Annotated in this window: 21 protein-coding genes; 4 read left to right on the forward strand and 17 right to left on the reverse strand. The window is 63.3% G+C overall.

The features are described 5' to 3' along the window. Window positions 1–32: 32 nt before the first annotated feature. A complete protein-coding gene (locus ACRXBZ_RS11850; RefSeq protein WP_433879166.1) occupies window positions 33–1247 on the reverse strand; it encodes an RNA-guided endonuclease InsQ/TnpB family protein in 1215 nt (404 codons plus the stop codon). Between the two features lie 4 nt (window positions 1248–1251). Next, the gene (gene tnpA / locus ACRXBZ_RS11855; protein ID WP_433879167.1) at window positions 1252–1650 is read right to left on the reverse strand and encodes an IS200/IS605 family transposase; all 399 of its coding nucleotides are present in this window, start codon (window positions 1648–1650) and stop codon (window positions 1252–1254) included. A 433-nt stretch (window positions 1651–2083) separates the two neighbouring features. Here tnpA and ACRXBZ_RS11860 point away from each other — a divergent pair, with 433 nt between their 5' ends. Next, window positions 2084–2965 carry a 1-aminocyclopropane-1-carboxylate deaminase/D-cysteine desulfhydrase gene (locus tag ACRXBZ_RS11860; protein ID WP_433879168.1) on the forward strand — a complete coding sequence of 294 codons (882 nt, stop codon included), beginning with the start codon at window positions 2084–2086 and terminating at the stop codon, window positions 2963–2965. Between the two features lie 25 nt (window positions 2966–2990). Here the strand turns inward: ACRXBZ_RS11860 and ACRXBZ_RS11865 are convergent, their stop codons facing one another. Further along, window positions 2991–3950, reverse strand: coding sequence for a hypothetical protein (locus ACRXBZ_RS11865; RefSeq protein ID WP_433879169.1), 960 nt, complete (start codon window positions 3948–3950; stop codon window positions 2991–2993). Window positions 3951–4159: 209 nt separating this feature from the next. On the opposite strand from ACRXBZ_RS11865, the gene ACRXBZ_RS11870 reads away from it, so the two are divergent. Next, complete coding sequence (locus tag ACRXBZ_RS11870; RefSeq protein WP_433879170.1) at window positions 4160–5704, forward strand: transposase; 1545 nt, start codon at window positions 4160–4162, stop codon at window positions 5702–5704. A gap of 213 nt (window positions 5705–5917) precedes the next feature. Here ACRXBZ_RS11870 and ACRXBZ_RS11875 read toward each other — a convergent pair whose 3' ends face one another. From ACRXBZ_RS11875 to ACRXBZ_RS11915, 9 genes are all read right to left on the reverse strand, one after another. Further along, complete coding sequence (locus ACRXBZ_RS11875) at window positions 5918–6835, reverse strand: lantibiotic dehydratase (protein ID WP_433879171.1); 918 nt, start codon at window positions 6833–6835, stop codon at window positions 5918–5920. A gap of 59 nt (window positions 6836–6894) precedes the next feature. Next, window positions 6895–7065: an FxLD family lanthipeptide gene (locus ACRXBZ_RS11880; protein ID WP_168584922.1), complete on the reverse strand. Its 171-nt coding sequence runs from the start codon at window positions 7063–7065 to the stop codon at window positions 6895–6897. A gap of 242 nt (window positions 7066–7307) precedes the next feature. After that, complete coding sequence (locus ACRXBZ_RS11885) at window positions 7308–7517, reverse strand: RapZ C-terminal domain-containing protein (RefSeq protein WP_433879172.1); 210 nt, start codon at window positions 7515–7517, stop codon at window positions 7308–7310. Continuing rightward, window positions 7462–7683 (reverse strand): RapZ C-terminal domain-containing protein, encoded by a 222-nt coding sequence (locus ACRXBZ_RS11890; RefSeq protein WP_433879173.1) that lies wholly within the window; start codon window positions 7681–7683, stop codon window positions 7462–7464. Before ACRXBZ_RS11890 ends, ACRXBZ_RS11885 begins: the two co-directional genes overlap by 56 nt. 162 nt (window positions 7684–7845) lie before the next feature. After that, complete coding sequence (locus ACRXBZ_RS11895) at window positions 7846–8097, reverse strand: hypothetical protein (RefSeq protein ID WP_433879174.1); 252 nt, start codon at window positions 8095–8097, stop codon at window positions 7846–7848. A gap of 12 nt (window positions 8098–8109) precedes the next feature. Continuing rightward, window positions 8110–8259 carry a hypothetical protein gene (locus tag ACRXBZ_RS11900; RefSeq protein WP_433879175.1) on the reverse strand — a complete coding sequence of 50 codons (150 nt, stop codon included), beginning with the start codon at window positions 8257–8259 and terminating at the stop codon, window positions 8110–8112. Window positions 8260–8718: 459 nt separating this feature from the next. Then, window positions 8719–9060: a hypothetical protein gene (locus tag ACRXBZ_RS11905; protein ID WP_168584926.1), complete on the reverse strand. Its 342-nt coding sequence runs from the start codon at window positions 9058–9060 to the stop codon at window positions 8719–8721. A gap of 197 nt (window positions 9061–9257) precedes the next feature. Next, a complete protein-coding gene (locus tag ACRXBZ_RS11910) occupies window positions 9258–9605 on the reverse strand; it encodes a hypothetical protein (RefSeq protein ID WP_433879176.1) in 348 nt (115 codons plus the stop codon). Continuing rightward, a complete protein-coding gene (locus tag ACRXBZ_RS11915; RefSeq protein WP_433879177.1) occupies window positions 9592–9807 on the reverse strand; it encodes a hypothetical protein in 216 nt (71 codons plus the stop codon). Before ACRXBZ_RS11915 ends, ACRXBZ_RS11910 begins: the two co-directional genes overlap by 14 nt. Here ACRXBZ_RS11915 and ACRXBZ_RS11920 point away from each other — a divergent pair. Then, window positions 9806–9946 (forward strand): hypothetical protein, encoded by a 141-nt coding sequence (locus ACRXBZ_RS11920; RefSeq protein ID WP_433879178.1) that lies wholly within the window; start codon window positions 9806–9808, stop codon window positions 9944–9946. The genes ACRXBZ_RS11915 and ACRXBZ_RS11920 overlap by 2 nt on opposite strands. A gap of 182 nt (window positions 9947–10128) precedes the next feature. Next, on the forward strand, window positions 10129–11325 hold the full coding sequence (locus ACRXBZ_RS11925) for a helix-turn-helix domain-containing protein (protein ID WP_433879179.1): 1197 nt from the start codon (window positions 10129–10131) through the stop codon (window positions 11323–11325). Here ACRXBZ_RS11925 and ACRXBZ_RS11930 read toward each other — a convergent pair. The 5 genes from ACRXBZ_RS11930 to ACRXBZ_RS11950 all read right to left on the reverse strand — a co-directional run bounded on the left by ACRXBZ_RS11930 (window position 11306) and on the right by ACRXBZ_RS11950 (window position 16968). Next, a complete protein-coding gene (locus ACRXBZ_RS11930; protein WP_433877551.1) occupies window positions 11306–13711 on the reverse strand; it encodes a tyrosine-type recombinase/integrase in 2406 nt (801 codons plus the stop codon). The two genes, ACRXBZ_RS11925 and ACRXBZ_RS11930, sit on opposite strands and share 20 nt — an antisense overlap. Next, entirely contained in the window at window positions 13708–14952 is a 1245-nt protein-coding gene (locus tag ACRXBZ_RS11935) for a tyrosine-type recombinase/integrase (protein WP_433877550.1), read from the reverse strand. Before ACRXBZ_RS11935 ends, ACRXBZ_RS11930 begins: the two co-directional genes overlap by 4 nt. Window positions 14953–15318: 366 nt before the next feature. Next, entirely contained in the window at window positions 15319–15600 is a 282-nt protein-coding gene (locus ACRXBZ_RS11940) for a hypothetical protein (protein WP_433879180.1), read from the reverse strand. 340 nt (window positions 15601–15940) lie between these two features. Beyond that, window positions 15941–16237 (reverse strand): hypothetical protein, encoded by a 297-nt coding sequence (locus ACRXBZ_RS11945; protein ID WP_433879181.1) that lies wholly within the window; start codon window positions 16235–16237, stop codon window positions 15941–15943. 23 nt (window positions 16238–16260) lie between these two features. Further along, window positions 16261–16968 carry an EndoU domain-containing protein gene (locus ACRXBZ_RS11950; RefSeq protein WP_433879182.1) on the reverse strand — a complete coding sequence of 236 codons (708 nt, stop codon included), beginning with the start codon at window positions 16966–16968 and terminating at the stop codon, window positions 16261–16263. Window positions 16969–17064 lie beyond the last annotated feature (96 nt).

The raw sequence follows: 17064 nt of genomic DNA on the forward strand, positions 1-17064 counted from the left end.
ACTCGGGTGCAAGGTTGACGTCCTCCCCACGGCTAAAGCCGGGGGATTCCAACCAGCGCTAACGCCGGTTGAGGTTCCTGCTTCACGGACCGCCTAACGGCGAGGTCTCCACAGGCTGTCCCCGCCCGTCCGGCGGCGAGAATGTTCTTCGCCGCGTTCACGTCAGCGTGCGCGGTGTGGCCGCACTGGGTACACCGAAAAACCGCTTGGCACTCACGGCTTTCCGGGTCCACAGCACGGCACACCGCGCACGTCTGCGACGTGTACGCAGCAGGCACCTTCACGATCTCGCTGCCGCTATAGCGGGCAGCGTTACGCAGGGCCAGTTCAAGCTTGTGCCAGCCTTTGCCGAGGATGGCGCGGTTCAGGCCGGACTTGTGGGCGACGTTCCGGCCGGGTTCTTCGGCGGTTCCGCTCGCCGACCGGGTCATGTTCCGGGTACGGAGGTCTTCCAGCACGACCAGCGCGTTGCGGTCGGTGAGCCCGGCCGCGACCTGCGAGCAGAAGTCCGCTCGCCGGTCGCGTTCGCGCCGCTTCAACCGGCGCATCTTGCCGAGCGTCTTCTTACGGTTTGCGCTGCCCCGCTTCTGCCGGGAAAGCTTCTGCTGCAACCCGCGGTAACGCTCATCCTCGCCAGGCGAGACGAAATCGCGGTCAATGAGCTTGCCGTCACTGGTAGCTACCGCTGCCGCGACTCCACGGTCGACACCGACGCCGCTGTGGGGTGCGGCGTGCCGTTCTGGGGTGCTGGCGCCGTCGTCGACGAACAACGACACGAACCAGTCCCGGCCGTCGCGGGACACTGTCGCGGACCGCACGGCACCGCCGAGCTGGCGGGTCATGCGGAACCGCACCCACCCCAGCTTCGGGAGCTTCGCCCGGCCCCACCGCTTGTTCAGCCGCTCGACCCCGATGAGCTTGCCCATCGGGAACCGGAACGACGGGTTCCAACGCTGCTTACCGCGCCACTTAACCCGGAACGTGCCGTGGTCGCGGCACCCCTCCAGATCCTTCAACGCCTGCTGAAGGATGTGCGACGGCGCGGTCTGCAACCAGTCGTGCTCGGTTTTCGCGTCGGCGAGCTCTCCGGCTTGCTCGTTGTAGTTCATCCACACCCCGCGCCGCCGGTACTCGCGGCGTTGTTCCAGGGCGGTGTTCCACACTGCCCGGCAGATATTGCCGAACTCCTCACACTGGGCGGCCTGCGCGGTGGTGAGCTTCAAACGGTAGCGACGTCCCGTCAGCATCGACTCACCGGGCCTTCTGCTGTTCGACGTAGCGCTTGATGACCGACAGCGGTGCGCCGCCGACCGTCGCGACGAAGTAGCTGTTGGTCCACAGCGTCGGAAGCTTCGACCGCAACCACGGGAACTCTTCCCGCAACACGCGCGACGAACGCCCCTTCATCGCTTTGACCAGCTTGTGCACCCCGTACTGCGGGTCGACTTCGACGAGAAGGTGAACGTGGTCCGGCATCGTTTCCAGCTCCACCAGCCACGCCCCCTTCTCCTCGACAACTTCCCGGATGAGCTGCTTCAAGCGTTCTTCCATCCGGCCACCGATGACCCGGCGCCGGTATTTCGGGCACCACACGACGTGGAACGCGCACTGAAAGGTGATGTTCGCGTTCGATCGCAACGTGACGACCATACCCAACACTATACAGCACCGAACTATCTAACGTTGGCAGGATTACCGCTGGGCGCGTCAGGATCGGACTTGACGCGCTAACCCCACGGACAAATCCGGGGGTCTGCGCACTACATCTACCTGATCAGGTCGGGCGGGGTCTGACGCTTGATTCGTACGGTCGGTTGTCGTGGAAGCCGGGGACAAAGGAGCTGGAGAAGATCAGTACCCAGTTCGTCGATAACCGGAAGGTGATTGACCGGGAGGGGGCGAGGATCGGGGAGGCCCGGTGGGGCCGATGCGGCTGGTGTCGATGCGGCTGGTGTCAATCTGGGTGGCCAGTGTGTTGGTGCTGTTACCTGATGCCTCTCTGGAGGGCACCTTTGGGTAGGTGCTGGGTTCCATGCGAACTTTTTCGTTTATGTCACCGATCCCGCGCGGGTATGCTTGCTCCGTGACAGGGATCAACGACTTCGCCGTGCAAGTTCCATCGCCTCTCATCGAGTTGCGAGACATCACGTTAGAGCGACGCGGGATTCACTTGTACATCAAGCGTGACGATCTTATTCACCCAGATATTCCTGGCAACAAGTGGCGCAAGCTTAAGTATAATATTGCGGCCGCCAAAGAACAGAATGCAGCGAGCTTGCTTACCTTCGGCGGAGCGTATTCGAATCACATTCGCGCCACGGCGGCGGCTGGACATTATTTTGGTTTCCGCACTATCGGTATCATTCGCGGCGAAGAACATCTTCCACTTAATCCTTCACTGAATTATGCCGCTAGCGTGGGGATGTGTCTCTCGTATCTAGATCGGGCAAGCTATCGAAATAAGACTTCCCCGAAAGTACTCGATGAACTTCGCGCAAAGTTTGGTAAATTCTATTTAATACCAGAAGGGGGTAGCAACGAGCTTGCATTGGCCGGCTGCAAGGAGCTACCACAAGAGATAGACGTTAATTTCGATGTGATATGTTGCGCGTGCGGCACGGGTGGCACATTAGCGGGTATAGCGGGAGGCCTTAAACGGGGGCAGCATGCGCTAGGTTTCTCGGCCCTAAAAGGCGGGGACTTCTTGCGCAATGATATTGCTAGTCTCCAAAGGAGAGCGTTTGGCAAAGAAACGAACAACTGGTCGATAGCGTGCGATTTTCACATGGGCGGTTATGCTCGCCGCACTCATGAGCTGGATAGTTTTATTGAGTCTTTCGAACGTCAACACGCGTTGCACCTTGACTGGGTATATGTCGCAAAGATGATGTACGGGATCTTTTCCTTAGTAGAACAGGGTAAGTTTCCGCAGGGCACGACGTTGATTGCGGTGGTCACAGGCTAGCTAGCAAGGTTGTAGCCGTGCCGTCTCATGCCCGTTGACGATAAGCGCGTTGTGCGCTTTTTCCCGTAGCCGACTCTTGCCAGCTCAGTTCCCACTCACCGCAATTGACTGAAAAGTCACGACCGAATCCGAGCCACATTCCGCGCATTTGTCGTCCACTAGGGTCGATGATGAGTTGTAAAGTGCCATAATATGAGGCTCCCTTATAGTACCCCGTGGGCGACGTCGTTTCGTGCCAGGTCCCGGTGGCTACGTGATTTTTTAAAGCTAGGTCAAGCTGAAGGCGTGACCCGGTGCTGTGTGGCACGCTCTGACCAATAAGCCTGTTCCCTTCTTGCCGCAACACTACGTAGTGTTCGCCGGTAAATTCTCCATTGCGGCCGGTACTCGGGTAGACGTAGCGACTGTGCCAGATACCACTAAACCCTTCTTCCCTGGATACAAATGGCGTTTGCGCATCTGCCTCCGGTTCGCCATTAAGGATTGCCGTAGACGCTGCGGCGAGAGATAGGCTTGCACTCAACTTGAGCAGCAGTGAACGCCTATTGATGTTGCGTCCGATCCTATCCGTCCAGGCGGCTGTTAGTCGAGCAAGTTCGTGCACGTCAGTTGACCCCAATTTTTCAACTAATCCAATGATATTGGTCGCTTGCCCATTGAGCACATCCAAGCCCGGTTGGGCAGTATGATTATTTGTCATCAGCACTGACAATTCACCCAGCTGTTTGGCGTCTTGATAGGCGGTGTCGCGAGATCGAAAATCGGCGCAATCGATAAGTACATCGGGGATGCTGCATTCATATAGTTCCGCCAGTTTCGCGAGAACATCCAGAGAGGGAGCGTGCCCGGTTGACGCTGGCCACAGTTCCCAATATGAGAAATTCTTGAACGTCTTCGGGTCCGCAGGCCAGCGGTGATTCCATTGATCTGCCGCATCACGTTGACTCCAGCCGCGTGCCAGCCGCAACGCCGCGCGGATGTTCACCTGGTACCGCTCGCAGAACACGGATGCAATCTGGCTCTTCGCAGTGGAGCGGATCCTGTATCCGAGTGATCACTTGTGGTGATAGCTGATTGTTGCGTTCTGTAGCCGCGCCCGCGGCTTGTGTAGGGCGGGGACGAGGTGCGCCCACCGAACCTGTGATGATCTTTGTCGACCAAGAGCAAGGATCATCGGTAGAGGCGGGTGGGCGCGTGTCACAGACTACGGTGCCGGCGCAGTTGCTGGGACTGGACGGGGTCGAGATCGATGTGATCGAGCGGGAGGCGGATGGTTCCTGGACGGTGCATGTGACGACCGCGGCCCCGCGGGCGGCGTGCTGTCCGGGCTGTGGGCACGCCGCGGAGCGGGTCAGAGAGTCCACGGTGCATACCGTCAAGCACGTGACGATGGTCGCGATGCGGGTGAGCTGGCACAAGTCTCGATTCTGGTGTGGGAACGCCGAGTGCGGTAACGCGAGCTTCGTCGAGACGGGGCCGCTGGCCGATCGGCGAGCCGGGATCTCGTCGCACGCCAGGACGGTGACGGGGCATCTGGTCGGGGACTGGCTGGTGCCGGTGTCCCGGGTGGCCGCCGGGGTCGGGATGGCCTGGCACACCGTGCATGACGCGTTCGTCGGGGTGGCCGCCCAGGCGGGGATCGTGGTCACCGACACCACCACGACCACCGACCGTGGGGCCGGTGTGGCCTGCGACGCCGGGCCCGATCGTCAGGACGGGGAGACCGCCGGCGGCGGTGACCCGAGGGTGGCCGACGCGGATCCCGGTGCTGTCGGCACCGATCTGGCCGCCCGCCCCCAGAGGTCGGTGGGCGGCGGGGTGTTGCCGCCGGTGGCGGTGCTGGGCATCGACGATCATCGCCGTGGCAAGCCCCTGTATCACCGTGACCGGTCCACCGGGGAGTGGGTGGCCGATGCCGACCGCTGGCAGACGGTGTTCGTGGACTCCGCCGGGGGACACGGGCTGCTGGGGCAGGTCGAAGGTCGGGCCGGGGTGGACGCCGCGGCGTGGCTGGCCGCCCAGGATCCGGCCTGGCGGGCGGGTATCACCCACGTCACCATCGATATGTCCACTGTGTACAAGTCGGTGGTCACCACCAGCGGGCTGCTACCACACGCGGCCTTGATCGTGGATGCCTTCCACGCGGTGCAGCTGGCCAACACGATGGTCGGTGACGTGCGGCGCCGGGTCACCTTCGAGCACTACGGGCGTCGTGGCCGCGCCACCGATCCCGAATACACGATCAAGAACCAGTTGGTGCGCGGCAAGGAGAAGCTCTCCGAGCGGGCACGGAACAAGCTGTTGTGTGTCCTGGCCGATCTGGGCGGGTACGGCCGGCAGATCGGTGCGGCGTGGCGGGCCAAGGAACTGCTCCGCGCGGTGATCGGCCTCTCGCCCAACCAGACCGGCGTGGCAACCACCGGCCACCGGCTACGCCGGGCATTCCACGCGTTTTTCACCTTCTGCGGCACGATCGGCGCCAGCGTCCCGGAGATCGTGACCCTAGCCCAGACCATCTCCACCTGGCGTACCGAGATCGCCCGGGGCGTGCTCACCGGCCACAGCAACGCCGCCGCCGAGGGCGTCAACCGTCTGGTCAAGCTCGTCTACCGGGGTGCGTTCGGGTTCACCAACGTCACCCATCAACAACGCCGCTCCCGCTACACCGCGTCCCGGTCCACCCGCCCCGAATGGCTACACACCGTCAACACCTCTGCTGCACCATGCGTAGTCACATGATTACAAGATCCCGCCAGATGCGAAGAGCCTGCAATCTCCACCCAAGTCTTGTGTTGTCCACGTAGTTCGGCTGACAGTTGTCGTTGCTCTTGCCGAATGCTGCGCACTGGTGACGGCATCGCGGGGGCTCCTCTCGGGACGGGACGGACCGTAGCGCTAAATCTCCAATCTACAGAATGTACCTGTTGAACAGGGAAGAACCGTCCCACAAGATCACAACTGTACGGGGTGTATTTGCCTCGTGACCTGCGGTTTCCTTGGTCTCGTCCTGCTGATCGAACTTGTCGATGAGCACCCAAGGGAGGGACCGGTGGACGCAGATCCAGCAGCGCCGCACGTGTCCCATTCGACGATGGGGAGGCGAGGGTGCCGCAACGTGTGAACATGCCGGGAACGCAGCTTGCCCAGGATGTACCCGAATGGGTCTGTGATCGTGGACGGAGCGCGCAACGCGGTAAGCAGAAACCCGTTCCGCACCAACGAGATGAGCATCCCACGCGGATCTCCTGCACCTGGAAAGGAGCGGACAAGTCTGTCGGCCAGGACATCGAACCGGATCGGCGAAGTGGCCGCGTCCCGGACCTTCAACACCGCGCCGGATTTGCGGACGCTGATCTTGTCTTGGCCAGGCAGCTCCAGCCGCGCGCCGCGCAACTCAGTCGAGCTGTTGAAGATGACATCGAGTCGTCCTAACAGCTCCACGCAGCCTTCGAGGCGTTCGATCACCTGGTGCAGCCATCGGTTATCCGCGTGCGCTACCGGCCTGTGGCTCGCTCCCCACTGCGCCTTCGTCGTTGCTCCCACCGAGGCGGTGCTGACCCCGGCGAACATCCCGAACGGCGTCGACCGACCTGTGAATCGCAGTGCGTAGCGGACCACCGCCAGAGCCGCCCGTTGAACGTTCCGTGCCGAAACGCTCTCTTCGGCAAGGATGGACTCGGTCTGAGCGGCAAGAACGGGGCTCGCATGCCGGATTGCAGGAGCCAATCCAGGCAGAGTCCATGTCTGTCTCAGCCATTCCCGACACTCTTGCTCGTCAGCCGGATTGGGCCACCAGTGGGGTTCTGCAATCCCAGCTGCCGCCCTCAGCAGCCCGGTCCCGTGGTGTTGGTAGTCCTCTCGGGCAGGCATGCCCGCACCTCCGACGGATATAGCCTGGGGCCGGGTTCGTACCCGGCCCCAGGTCTGAGTCACCTCTGGGAGAGACAAGCCGATATCTCGCAGGTGTGCCCACAACCGTCGTCGGTCTGGCACGCTGCTTCCTGCGGTCGCACCTGCTCCGTCTCGACCTGAAGATCAAGGTCGAAGACGTCCTCCGAGGTGTCGCCAATAGCCTGCTGGGGGCCGAGAATGGCAGTCATCGCTCGCTTTACCTCCTTCCTATTCAACAATTGGTCTCACTGGTTCCCGCCGGGCATGGTACGGGTTTGCCCGGTGGTCTCTCGGGTTCATGCCGTGAGTTCGTCCTCCTGCTCGTTGGAGGGCCACTCGATCGGCTCAGGTTCCCGGAGCGCTAGGCACGTTGGCGCGTGGAAGCGCCGACTGGAAGCTCAAAAACTCGCGATCAGCGTTTGGATCAGTATCTTGCCAGCGACTGAGAAAATCACCGTGGTCCTCGCACGAAGGACAGGTGCCGGATTAGGCTGCGGGTTCCGGCTAGCTCGAACGCTTCAGCCAGCCCGAGCGCTATTGCCACACTGCGGTCGTGGCCTCCTTGGCACCCTAGCGCGACGGTGACCAACGGATTGCCTTGTTTCTCAGCGGACCATCGGACCGAGGACATTGAGCAGGTCTTCAAACCAACTCCGCACATTCTCCTGCGCAAACACCCAGTCCTGCACCGGCTTGTCCAGCCCGGACAAGTCGTGCAGTTCCGGACGATGCCACGGATTGGGAATCCACCGCACATCAACCGCGAGGTTCGCCGACGGGACCGGTGTGCGGTTGAAGCCCCACGTGAGCACCTGCAACACAGTCATCCGATCACCCGCCAGACCCCGGAGACCCAGCCGTTGAAATCGGCCATCATGTAGTAAACGGCCTGGTCAATTCTTCCGTACCGCATTCGTGCTTCCACGACCGGAATCGCAAGTAAGACCCCAGTGATGAGAATAGCGAGTGTTTTGACGCGCACAGTTCCCCTACAGCATATTCTTGTACTTATCCAATTTTTCGCGGCATGGCCAAATGTTTCCGTGAAGCCGCTTTATTTGCTCGATGATGTCCTCGTATGTGGTTGCCACATACCCGATTTCGTCGTTTTGGCTGCCCTGCGTCGTCTGGATCAGCGAGTGCAGCGCTTCCGAAAGGTGGTCAGCGGCCTGTGCCAGGGCTTGCTGGGTGTCCTGCGCCAGTTGATCGGCGGTGGTGATACCTGCCTGGATGTCTCCCACGGCCGACACGTGCTACATCCGGCCCGCGTAGCTCTCGGTAGTGGAAACCAGCGCCTGCTGCGCCTCGTCGAACACCAGGTTCGTGTGCTGACGGGCGGTGCCCTCCTGCATTTTCTGGTTGGCCTGCGCGATTCTTGCACGGACCTCTTCCATTCCTGGCATCGGTTTTCTTTCTGTTGTGGTGCGGACCGACGGTGCCCCGGCGCGCGGAGCCCGGTTGCGGCGCGTCTGCCGCGCGTCGAACCTCACCAGCCACCAAAGGTGAGTCGGCCGGCTGGCTGACGCGCGCCGGGGCCCTGGGAGCTGGCCGGGCAGTTGGAACGTCACTCGACCTGCCCTGCCAGCGGGTTACAGTTGCGGCCCGACCCCTGGCCAGTGCGCCACGCAGTTCGAGTCGTAGTAGGGCGTCATGTCCTCGCCGCTGTCTTCCTGGTTGTCGGTTTCGGGCTCGGGGTTGTCCGGCATCAGTCGCCTCCTTTCGATGTCCACAGTGGTCACTGGACCCGCAGCGTCGTTGATGCGGGGAGTTGGAACCCGCCGGGGTGATGCACCGAGGGGCGGCGCACCATCCCGGACGGGGACGGCTCGGTGCCGGTCGGGGGTCACGACACCGAGCCGGGTCTACAGGCGTTGCAGGGCGTCAAGAAGCCGCCGAAGCATCCCGGGGTGGCGGGCCAACGCCTCGCGATCGCCGACCGGTAGACCGGACTCGACCACCGGCAGAAACCGGGTTTCCTCGACAGCGAGCGCATCGGCCAAGTCCCCGCGCAGCTGCACCGTCCGCGGCTCCCGCAAGCAGTGCCGACCGCCGCTGGTCTCTGCCTCGACCCGCGCAACCAGGTGCGCCACCGTCAGCGCACCTTCACCGCCACCAGCGTGCCGTGCTGGCGCGTAGTAGAACGTCGCCGACAGCGCCAACGCGCCGACACAGAGCAGCCCAGCCGCGATCCACGCCGCGATCACGTTCCCACCTCGTTTCGGGCCATCGGCCTTACCTCGGTCTGATTGAGGGGCGGCAGGCGGCGCGCGGAGCCTGGGAGTCTCGCCAGCTCCGTTGTGCTCGACGCTGCGCCGCCCGCCCCATGTGCCCGCCCCCAAAGCCGTCGTCACCGGCCGACGGCTTTGCCGTGCTAGGGGCGGGGAAGGTCACTGGGCAGTGCTCAAAATCGCATAGTGAGCGCGAAATAGAGCACGCATAAATGAAAAATAAGCAAAGCACCGGACGCCCACGCGACGAGAATTCTCAGCAGACCCCGCAGCCCTGCGGCTATGACGCATCCGCCGACCGAGGCGGTGATGCCGTATACCGCGAGGGCGGCTGCGGTGAGCGCCAACGCAAACCGTTCAGCGCCGCCGCGATTCATTCGGCCCAAAGCACCGCCAACGAACCTGCTGGCCTCGACCCAGCCCAGGATTCCCAGCAGCACCAGCGGCCAGCCGATGACCTGGGAACCTACACGGAGCCATACCGCGCTTTGAGCGCTGCTTGCCTTTTCAGGCATGCTCACGCGGCCCCGCCTTGTGACGAGCGGTTTGAACGGCGGCGATGTGCACGCCGAGCGCGAGGTACAGCTTTTGCGCCTGGGTCTCGTCGAGCAACCGCTCCTCTGGGCCGACCCGCAGCCACACCGCCGTTGAGGCGTGACTGACCACGACGTCGCAGCCTCGCGAGGCTCGATCACGACACGGCACTGTCGTTAGCGTTGTCATGCTTTCCTCCCTGGAAACGGCCGGGATGCCAGACGGGGCACGGCACCCGGCCGAGGTTTGGACCTTCCCGCGCCGCGACGGACCAGAAGACGACGCGGGGAGGCTGCTCGGCCGGCGGCTGCGCCCCGGCACCCTGTGAGGTCCGACCGGAACCACCAGCCGAGCGGTCGTGGAAGCTCAGATCCGCCCCTAACTGGTCAGTTCCGGCGCTTCCCATGATCGCAAGGTTATGGATCAATCACACGGTGTGACTGGTACTGAACTGGTACTCGTACACTCGGGATGGCCTGATGTAGATCAGCCCCGTGGAAGGGGAACAACATGAGCGCGACCACCCCCGCCATCGGCCAGCGCATCGCCACCGCGCGCAAGCTCGCTGGCCTGACCCAGTTCCAACTCGCCGAGAAAGCGAATTACTCCGAGGCGATGGTGCAGGCCGTTGAGCAGGGCAAGAAGCCAGCAAGCCCCCGGTTCATCGCCTCGGCGGCCAAGGCGTTGAGCATCGAGCCGGAGCTTCTGACCGGGCAGCCATACCACTTCGACGACGAGAAGCCGCTGGAGGGACTGCCCGAACTACGGGCGCTGATCGCCGAGGGGACAGAAGTGATCGTCGCGCCACCAGCACCGCTGAGCGAACTCGAAGCCGACCTGGCGCAGATCTCGAAGTGGTACTGGGACGACAAGGGCGCGAAGTCGCTCGCGGCGATCCCAACGTTCCTACGGCAGGTCTACGGCGCGGCGCACGCGGCGAACTCGGTCCACGACAGGGGGCGGGCCTACACTCTGCTGTCCGCCGGGTGGGCTCAGGCCGAGCAGTTGAGTCGCCGGTTCGGGGCACTGACTCTCTCGGTGCCATGCCTGGACCGACTGGACGCGGTGGCCCAGCACGCCGACGACCCGGTGTACGCAGCAAAGGCCACACAGAAGCGGGCACGGGTGCTCATGTACTACGGCACGTTCGACTCCGGCCGTGCCGCTCGGTCCGCTGAACGCCTGGCGGAGCTGCCGGACAGCGAGCCGATCCTGGCGGCGCGAGGCTCGGCGCATCTATGCACCGCGATCGTCGCGGCGCGCGGCGGGGATCGGCCGACCGCCCGGGCCCACCTTCGGGAGGCGCGCGAACTCGGCGCGCGGGTTGGGCACGAGTCGCCACACTACGGTACAAAGTTCGGACCGGGGAACGTGACCATCCACGAGGTCGCAGTGGCGCTGGAGGCGGGCGACCCAGAGCAGGCCGCACGCCTCGGCTCGTCGACCCGGCTCCCGGCCGACGTCTCCAGTCCGCGGCTTGCCCACCACTGGCAGGACGTGGCGCGGGCGTGGCTGCTGTCGGGTGATCCGGCACGATCGCTGCAAGCGCTGAACATGGCGCGGAAGGTGGCACCCCAGCAGACGCGACGGCTTTTCCGGACTAATGATCGACGGGCAGGGTTCAGCACCTTGTGGGTATCGACATCGCGGCACCAGTGTGATGTTGGGGCCGTGTTGGCGAGGTCGGTCATTGTGGGTCGCGGATGATGGGGATGCCGAGGTTGACTGGGCCGGTGGGCTGTCGATCACGCATGCGATCCAGGCGGACGAGCTTCTTTGTGGCCTCGTTCAGGCTGACTTCGAGTCCTTGGACCTCGCCGAGCCACCCGTTCAGCTTCGCTTCTTGGATGCGATCTTTGAGATTGCCGATGATTTCGACCAGGCGGGGCCGTTCTTTGGGAGAAATCCGAAGCATGGCGCACCGCAAACACGCGTGCTCGTGCTGACACGGCGTCCCATATGGACGGCCGCAGTCTCCCAACGCCACCTTGCGAAGCTGGAAGTGCTGCTGGAACTCGCGCCACTCTTCTGCGGTCGGTTCGCGGTACTCGGCCTGCGGCCGCATGGCTCGCCGCTTGTCGAGGAAGGCGCGGTAAGAGCGCACCAAGTCCTCTTGGAAAACAGCCAGGTAGGTTTCCGTTGTGGCCACGGTCTTGTGACCAAGCAACCTTGCTGCGATGTGAACCGGAAGCCCGCCGGTCACCGCGTCCGTGGTGAACATCCTGCGGAAGTCGTGCGGCGTGTAGATCAGCGGCTGGCCTGTTGCATCCCGCAGACCGGTAGCGGCCAGCACTGTGTTGATGAGCTTGTAGACCGTGGTGACGCTGATAGTCATGTGGCGGGAGCCCAACGCTCGCTGGAAGAGGTGCGGCAGGGGCGGGCCAGTGACTCGCTCATACGGGTCGTAGCGGGCGACGAGCGGGACCGCTCCATCATTGTCCTTGCGCAGCCGGGTGATGACGGTGGCCAGGACACTGGCCAACTCGGGACTGACTAGCAGCAGCCGTTCCTCATTTCCTTTGGACGGCACGATTTGCAGCAGGGGAACGATTTCACCGGTATCCGGCAGCTGGTAGGACACCAACGCTAGATGGGTGATCTCCAGTAGTTCCTCGAGGCGGATGCCGGTATGGCGGAGCGTTTCGACGACCGCCCAGGCCCAGAACGCCTCGTCTTCGCGGCGGGTCAGGTTGGTCGTCTCATCGGTGGCCAGGTTCTGCGCTTCGATAGGAAGGTTCGCCTGTTGGCGGGCTGTCCTGGTCAGCGCTTTGGGGGCTGTCCGGCGGTAGCGAGTGCCTGCGTGGTCGAACACTTCACCCGGATCGTGCTCGCCGGCGGCTTCCAGCAACGCCGCTGTCTCGGCCCGGAGGCGTTCGGCGACGTCGGCCAACAGCGGAAGATGAGGAAGTCGCTCTCGGACGCGCTGGTGCATCTCGGAGATAATCCTCTTGCGGGACTTGATATATCCCTGGGTATCGATCTTGCGCACTGGGCTGGGAACCGCCCATGGCGCCCAGCTGGGGTCCTCCAGCGCCCATTCCTGGATGTCGAGATAGAAGGCCCTCACTCGCATGAAGAGGCGGTGGAAGTCCTTGCTCTCCCTGGTTTGTCCGTCCTTGGTGACGAACAATCGCGCCCGTTCTTTCCATGCCTGGGCCGCCTCGTCTGGCAGGTGCAGGGTGTCGATACCCGGATGGTGCTGCTCGATGTTGGCCCAGAAACGCCCGGCCAGGTGGCTGGCCAGGCTGCGGAACGAGCCGTAGTCCATCGCCGGCCGACGCTCGTCGAGATAGCGGACGAGGACATCGCGGACAGGCCGGCACTGGATATCGAAGTCGTCGACCAACTCCCCGGTGCGAAGTTGCCCTCGTTTCAGGGCCGCCCGCAGAGTGACGCCTTCCGGGGTGATTCCGAGCACGCTGAGCAGATCCCAAGCCAGGTGCAGCCCCCGGACCGCTCTGCCGCAGTGGCGATGGCTCCAGGCGTGCAACTCCAGCACGTCCTCCGCGGTCACCTGGTCGAGGTCCTTGCCGGTGCGCAGCACGATCTTGCTGCACACGCTCAACGCCTCACCGCGCTCGCGGGCGCTGAGTCCCCGTTCGATCGCGGCGCGCTCGACGCGGGCGAACGACTTCGGCGAGATGACCATCCGTGTCCGGTCGAACAGGTTGTTGGACCGGTAGCGGGTAAGAAAGTCGTAGTTAGGCACGATCACTCGACACAGCACCAAGGCAGCCAGCCCGACAAGGTGTTGATACCGCTTGGTGTGAGGCTGACGTGTGTCCTCCGGCGCGAGCCCGTCAAGCCAATCCGGGCCGCCGTCGGCCCCGGCCGATACCCATCTGTCCTGCCAGCCTGAACCGGGGTGTTCAAGCAGCCAGTTCAAGATCACACGGGCACCCTTGGTGATCCGGTTCTGGTGCTCGGCGCGGCCTGGCCAGTCCGGTAGCTGGCGCAGCAACCGCAGGACATCCTCGATTGGCAGATGGTCGGCGGAGCCGGTTCGCCGCTGATCGAGCAGATGGAAGTGGTCGTTGGTGATGCGTCGGCCTTGGCGGCTGCGGAGGTTCAGCTGGACTGTCGCGGTGGTCATTGTGGGTTCCTCCCGAACAACACCGAGAGGTCTGCGTCGTCATATCCGACCGCCACCGGCGGTGGTTGCTGCGGCTGCTGCCGGTCGGTCAGATGCTGCTGGACCCGACGGACCACCTGTGCCTCGTCCTCCACGAGATACACATCCGACGTGGTACTCAGGTGCGCGTGGCCTAGGATTGTCTGCACGTCCCGCATGGACAGTGACTCATCCCGGCTCATCCGGATCGCCGCAGTGTGCCTGAGATCGTGCATGGACCAGTTCGTTCCCAAGACGGCGTTAACGCGACGGAAAACCGCACGCAGAGCCTCGTAGTTCATCGGCTGACGCCGCAGTCCGGTGCCCCGGTCACGGCGGCGGAGGGTCAGCCAAAGCGGCTCGTCTCGATCCAGCAGGTCGCCGATATCGGCCAAATACAGGCGAATCCACACAAACGCCTCTGAACTGGCGGGCAGCCACTGCTCTGTGCGGGTGCCCTTACGGATCACGCGGACCAGTTGATCTCCCCAGTCCAAATCGACGCCTCGAACGCCGAGCAGTTCCGACGCTCGGGCGCCGTTGCTGACCGCCACCGCAAGGATCGCCCGGTCCCGATTGGAGCGCATAGCCGAGAACAGCTCGTTCCACCGTTCGTCGGGCATCGCCCGAGGTTTCCGTTTGGGAACCCTGGGGTTGTAGCGCAGACGGCCCTCAGCCCGGAACGGCTCCAGAGGGTTGTGATGGGAGTTGGGCCGACGCCCCTTGACCCGCTCCTGCGGCACCGGGTTGATCAGCGGGCCCGCACCTATGTCCTCGATCCAGAACTGGTAGAAGCTCCGCAGCACCGCGTTCGAGTGCCGGATTGTTCGCGGCTCGTACTGGTCTCCCTGATGGCGCTTGCCAGTGATCGGGTTGACACAGCCCGCAGTGCCTGCCGATTTCGTCCGCGGCCTCTGTCCGGGCTTGGCAGCCTGCTTGAGCCACAGCACCAGATCCCGAACCTCAGCCGGGGTGGCCTTGTCCCAGTCCACCCCAACGGCCCGCAGCCACCGCCACCACCGCAGAAGATCATAGGCATAACTGCGCACCGAGCCCGGCCGGTTGTCCCGGGCCACGAACTCAACCAGGAACCGACGCACCGGTTCCACCGGCACACCATCGGGATCGACCACCAGCCACGGCACCGACCCCGCAGCCGACACAACTCGTCCCCACCGCGGAAGCCGGATCGAGCCGACATTACGTTCAACCTCGTCAAACACCCTCGTCCACCTCTCCGATCAAGGTGGACCAGATCTACCGACTACCCAGTGACAAGCAGCCCCATCTAGACGGCGTGTCGCCCAGTAATCCGGTCAACAGAACACCCGCAGGTGCGCGAGACGGTACGCATGATCGCTGAGGCAGAGCGGTGGAAGACCGACAGCCTGACCGCGTTTACCAGTTGGCTTGGAACCCCTGCGTAGGCATCTTGTTCACACGTCCCCGCTGCAACGGGTGTGACGATCAGCAAGCACAGCTCACATCATTGGCGCACAAAGAAAATCCCCGGTCTGTCCAACCTGGCCAGACCGGGGATTCTTGGTCCCTTACGGAATGATCGCCATAGAGGGAGCGTAGGAGCGCTGTCAGGGCAGCGGGTCATCCGATTCCGCCGCAGGGGCGGGAATGAAGTGCCTGTCGGTGTTGTCGCGCGGGTCGGCGACCGGGGTTAGCTGTGGCTCGGCGTTGTCGAGCACGTGGAACTGCGCGACGGCGGAGGTAGCGAAGGTGATCAGTGTGACCACCGCAGCCACAAGGTTGTCGAGCGCGGTCGCCTGTCCGGTGTTGAGCACGCCGAAGGACACGGCAGCCGTGAGCAGGGTGCCGAGGAGTGTCTTCCACCCGCCACCGCGGATTGTACGCGACAAGATCATCCACACCGGCCCTGACCAGCAGCGAAACGTGACGAGACCGTTTGGAGCGAAAGGTGCCCTTCACTTCAAAGCGCGCTGCCATACGCTGCGCAAACGTTGTTTGTGCTGGTCACAGGGGGTCTGTTGACCCTGCTTGGTATAGCACTCGGCCGGTGGTTGATCGGTATCTATTTGTGCTGGTGAGGGCCTTGCTCCTGCGTTTCTGCTACACGGCTGCTACACACAAGATCACAAACGTGAACGCCCTGATCAGCTGAACCCCCGACGCAGGCGCGTGCTGGGGGTTCAGCTGCGGAGGGTATCGACGCGGACGCACGCCACTGGTCGATCAACGTCAATCAGCTCCGGGGGTTAGGGTGAGCGTGGCCAGGATCTCGTCACGCTTGTTGATGTAGTCGTAGCCCTCGACGGGGACCGGGTACATGGCGAGCAGGTCGGCCAAGGCGTCCCGCTCATCCTTAGTAACTGGGACGTTCCTTTTAACCAGCACGGCGCACATGATGTCCACCATCTCGTTCCACTCGCCGCCCTTGCCGGATTCCCGGCACATTCTCAGTTGATCGGGCGGAAAACGATCCGCCAGCCGTTCGAGCAGTGCCTGTGAGTCTCGGCTCAGCTTGACCAGGTCCATTGTTCGCTATCACCATTCTCGGCTTAGCTGGGGATGGGGTTGCCGTGCTCATCGTTGCGGATGACTCGCTCGCCGCCAACAGGATGCGCCGTGCGGACCCGCCCAGACTTGTCCACAACCACCCTGATGTCCACGCCGCCTCTCGTGCCTTCAACTCGCCAGCGTCCGTTCTCCTGAAGTTCGGGCGGACGGTCTGGGTTTTTCGCCACGTCCTCGATCGAGTTGGTGATCTGGTCATCGTCCCAAATCTCGGGGAACTCCATCTTGTTCGGCAGACCGGTGCCTGCGACGTGGCCGCCACCGCCGAGGCCGTCACCGTCCAGGATGTAGCGCCTACGGCTTTCCGCGCTGATGTCGGCGAGGTTCGGCTTCTCGCCTTCGACGTTGTACCAGGCATGCCGTGGAACGGTTGATCGCGTTCTGCCAGGTCGGGTGGCCGGCTCTCGTGGCGGGGTACTTGGCGCTGGGTTCGTCGCTACGCGGGGCTGGTATTGCTTGATCTGTTCGGTACAGCGGCGCAGGACGTGTTGGGCGTGGGGGAGCTGGTCGCCGCTTTCCTTGTGGTACGCAAGGGCTTGTTGCACTTCGTCGTCGTTGGTGCCGTTGAGCACCAAGAGGCCGGTGTCGCTCTCCGCCAGTGCGGCCTGTGCCGTGCTGAGCTGTTCTGTCGCTTCGGCGAGCTTGCCCAGCACGAAGCTCAGTGCCTTGTCTACGTCTTCCACGTCAGACATGGACGTGATCGTGCCCGAAATCCCCGACGCCAACGTGCTCCTTTACGTCCAGACTCGCGTTTTGTTGCAGTTCCTTGTTCCGTGGCGATCGGGAGG

It is taken from the genome of Saccharopolyspora hattusasensis (assembly GCF_050972075.1).
Classification (GTDB): Bacteria; Actinomycetota; Actinomycetes; order Mycobacteriales; family Pseudonocardiaceae; genus Saccharopolyspora; species Saccharopolyspora hattusasensis.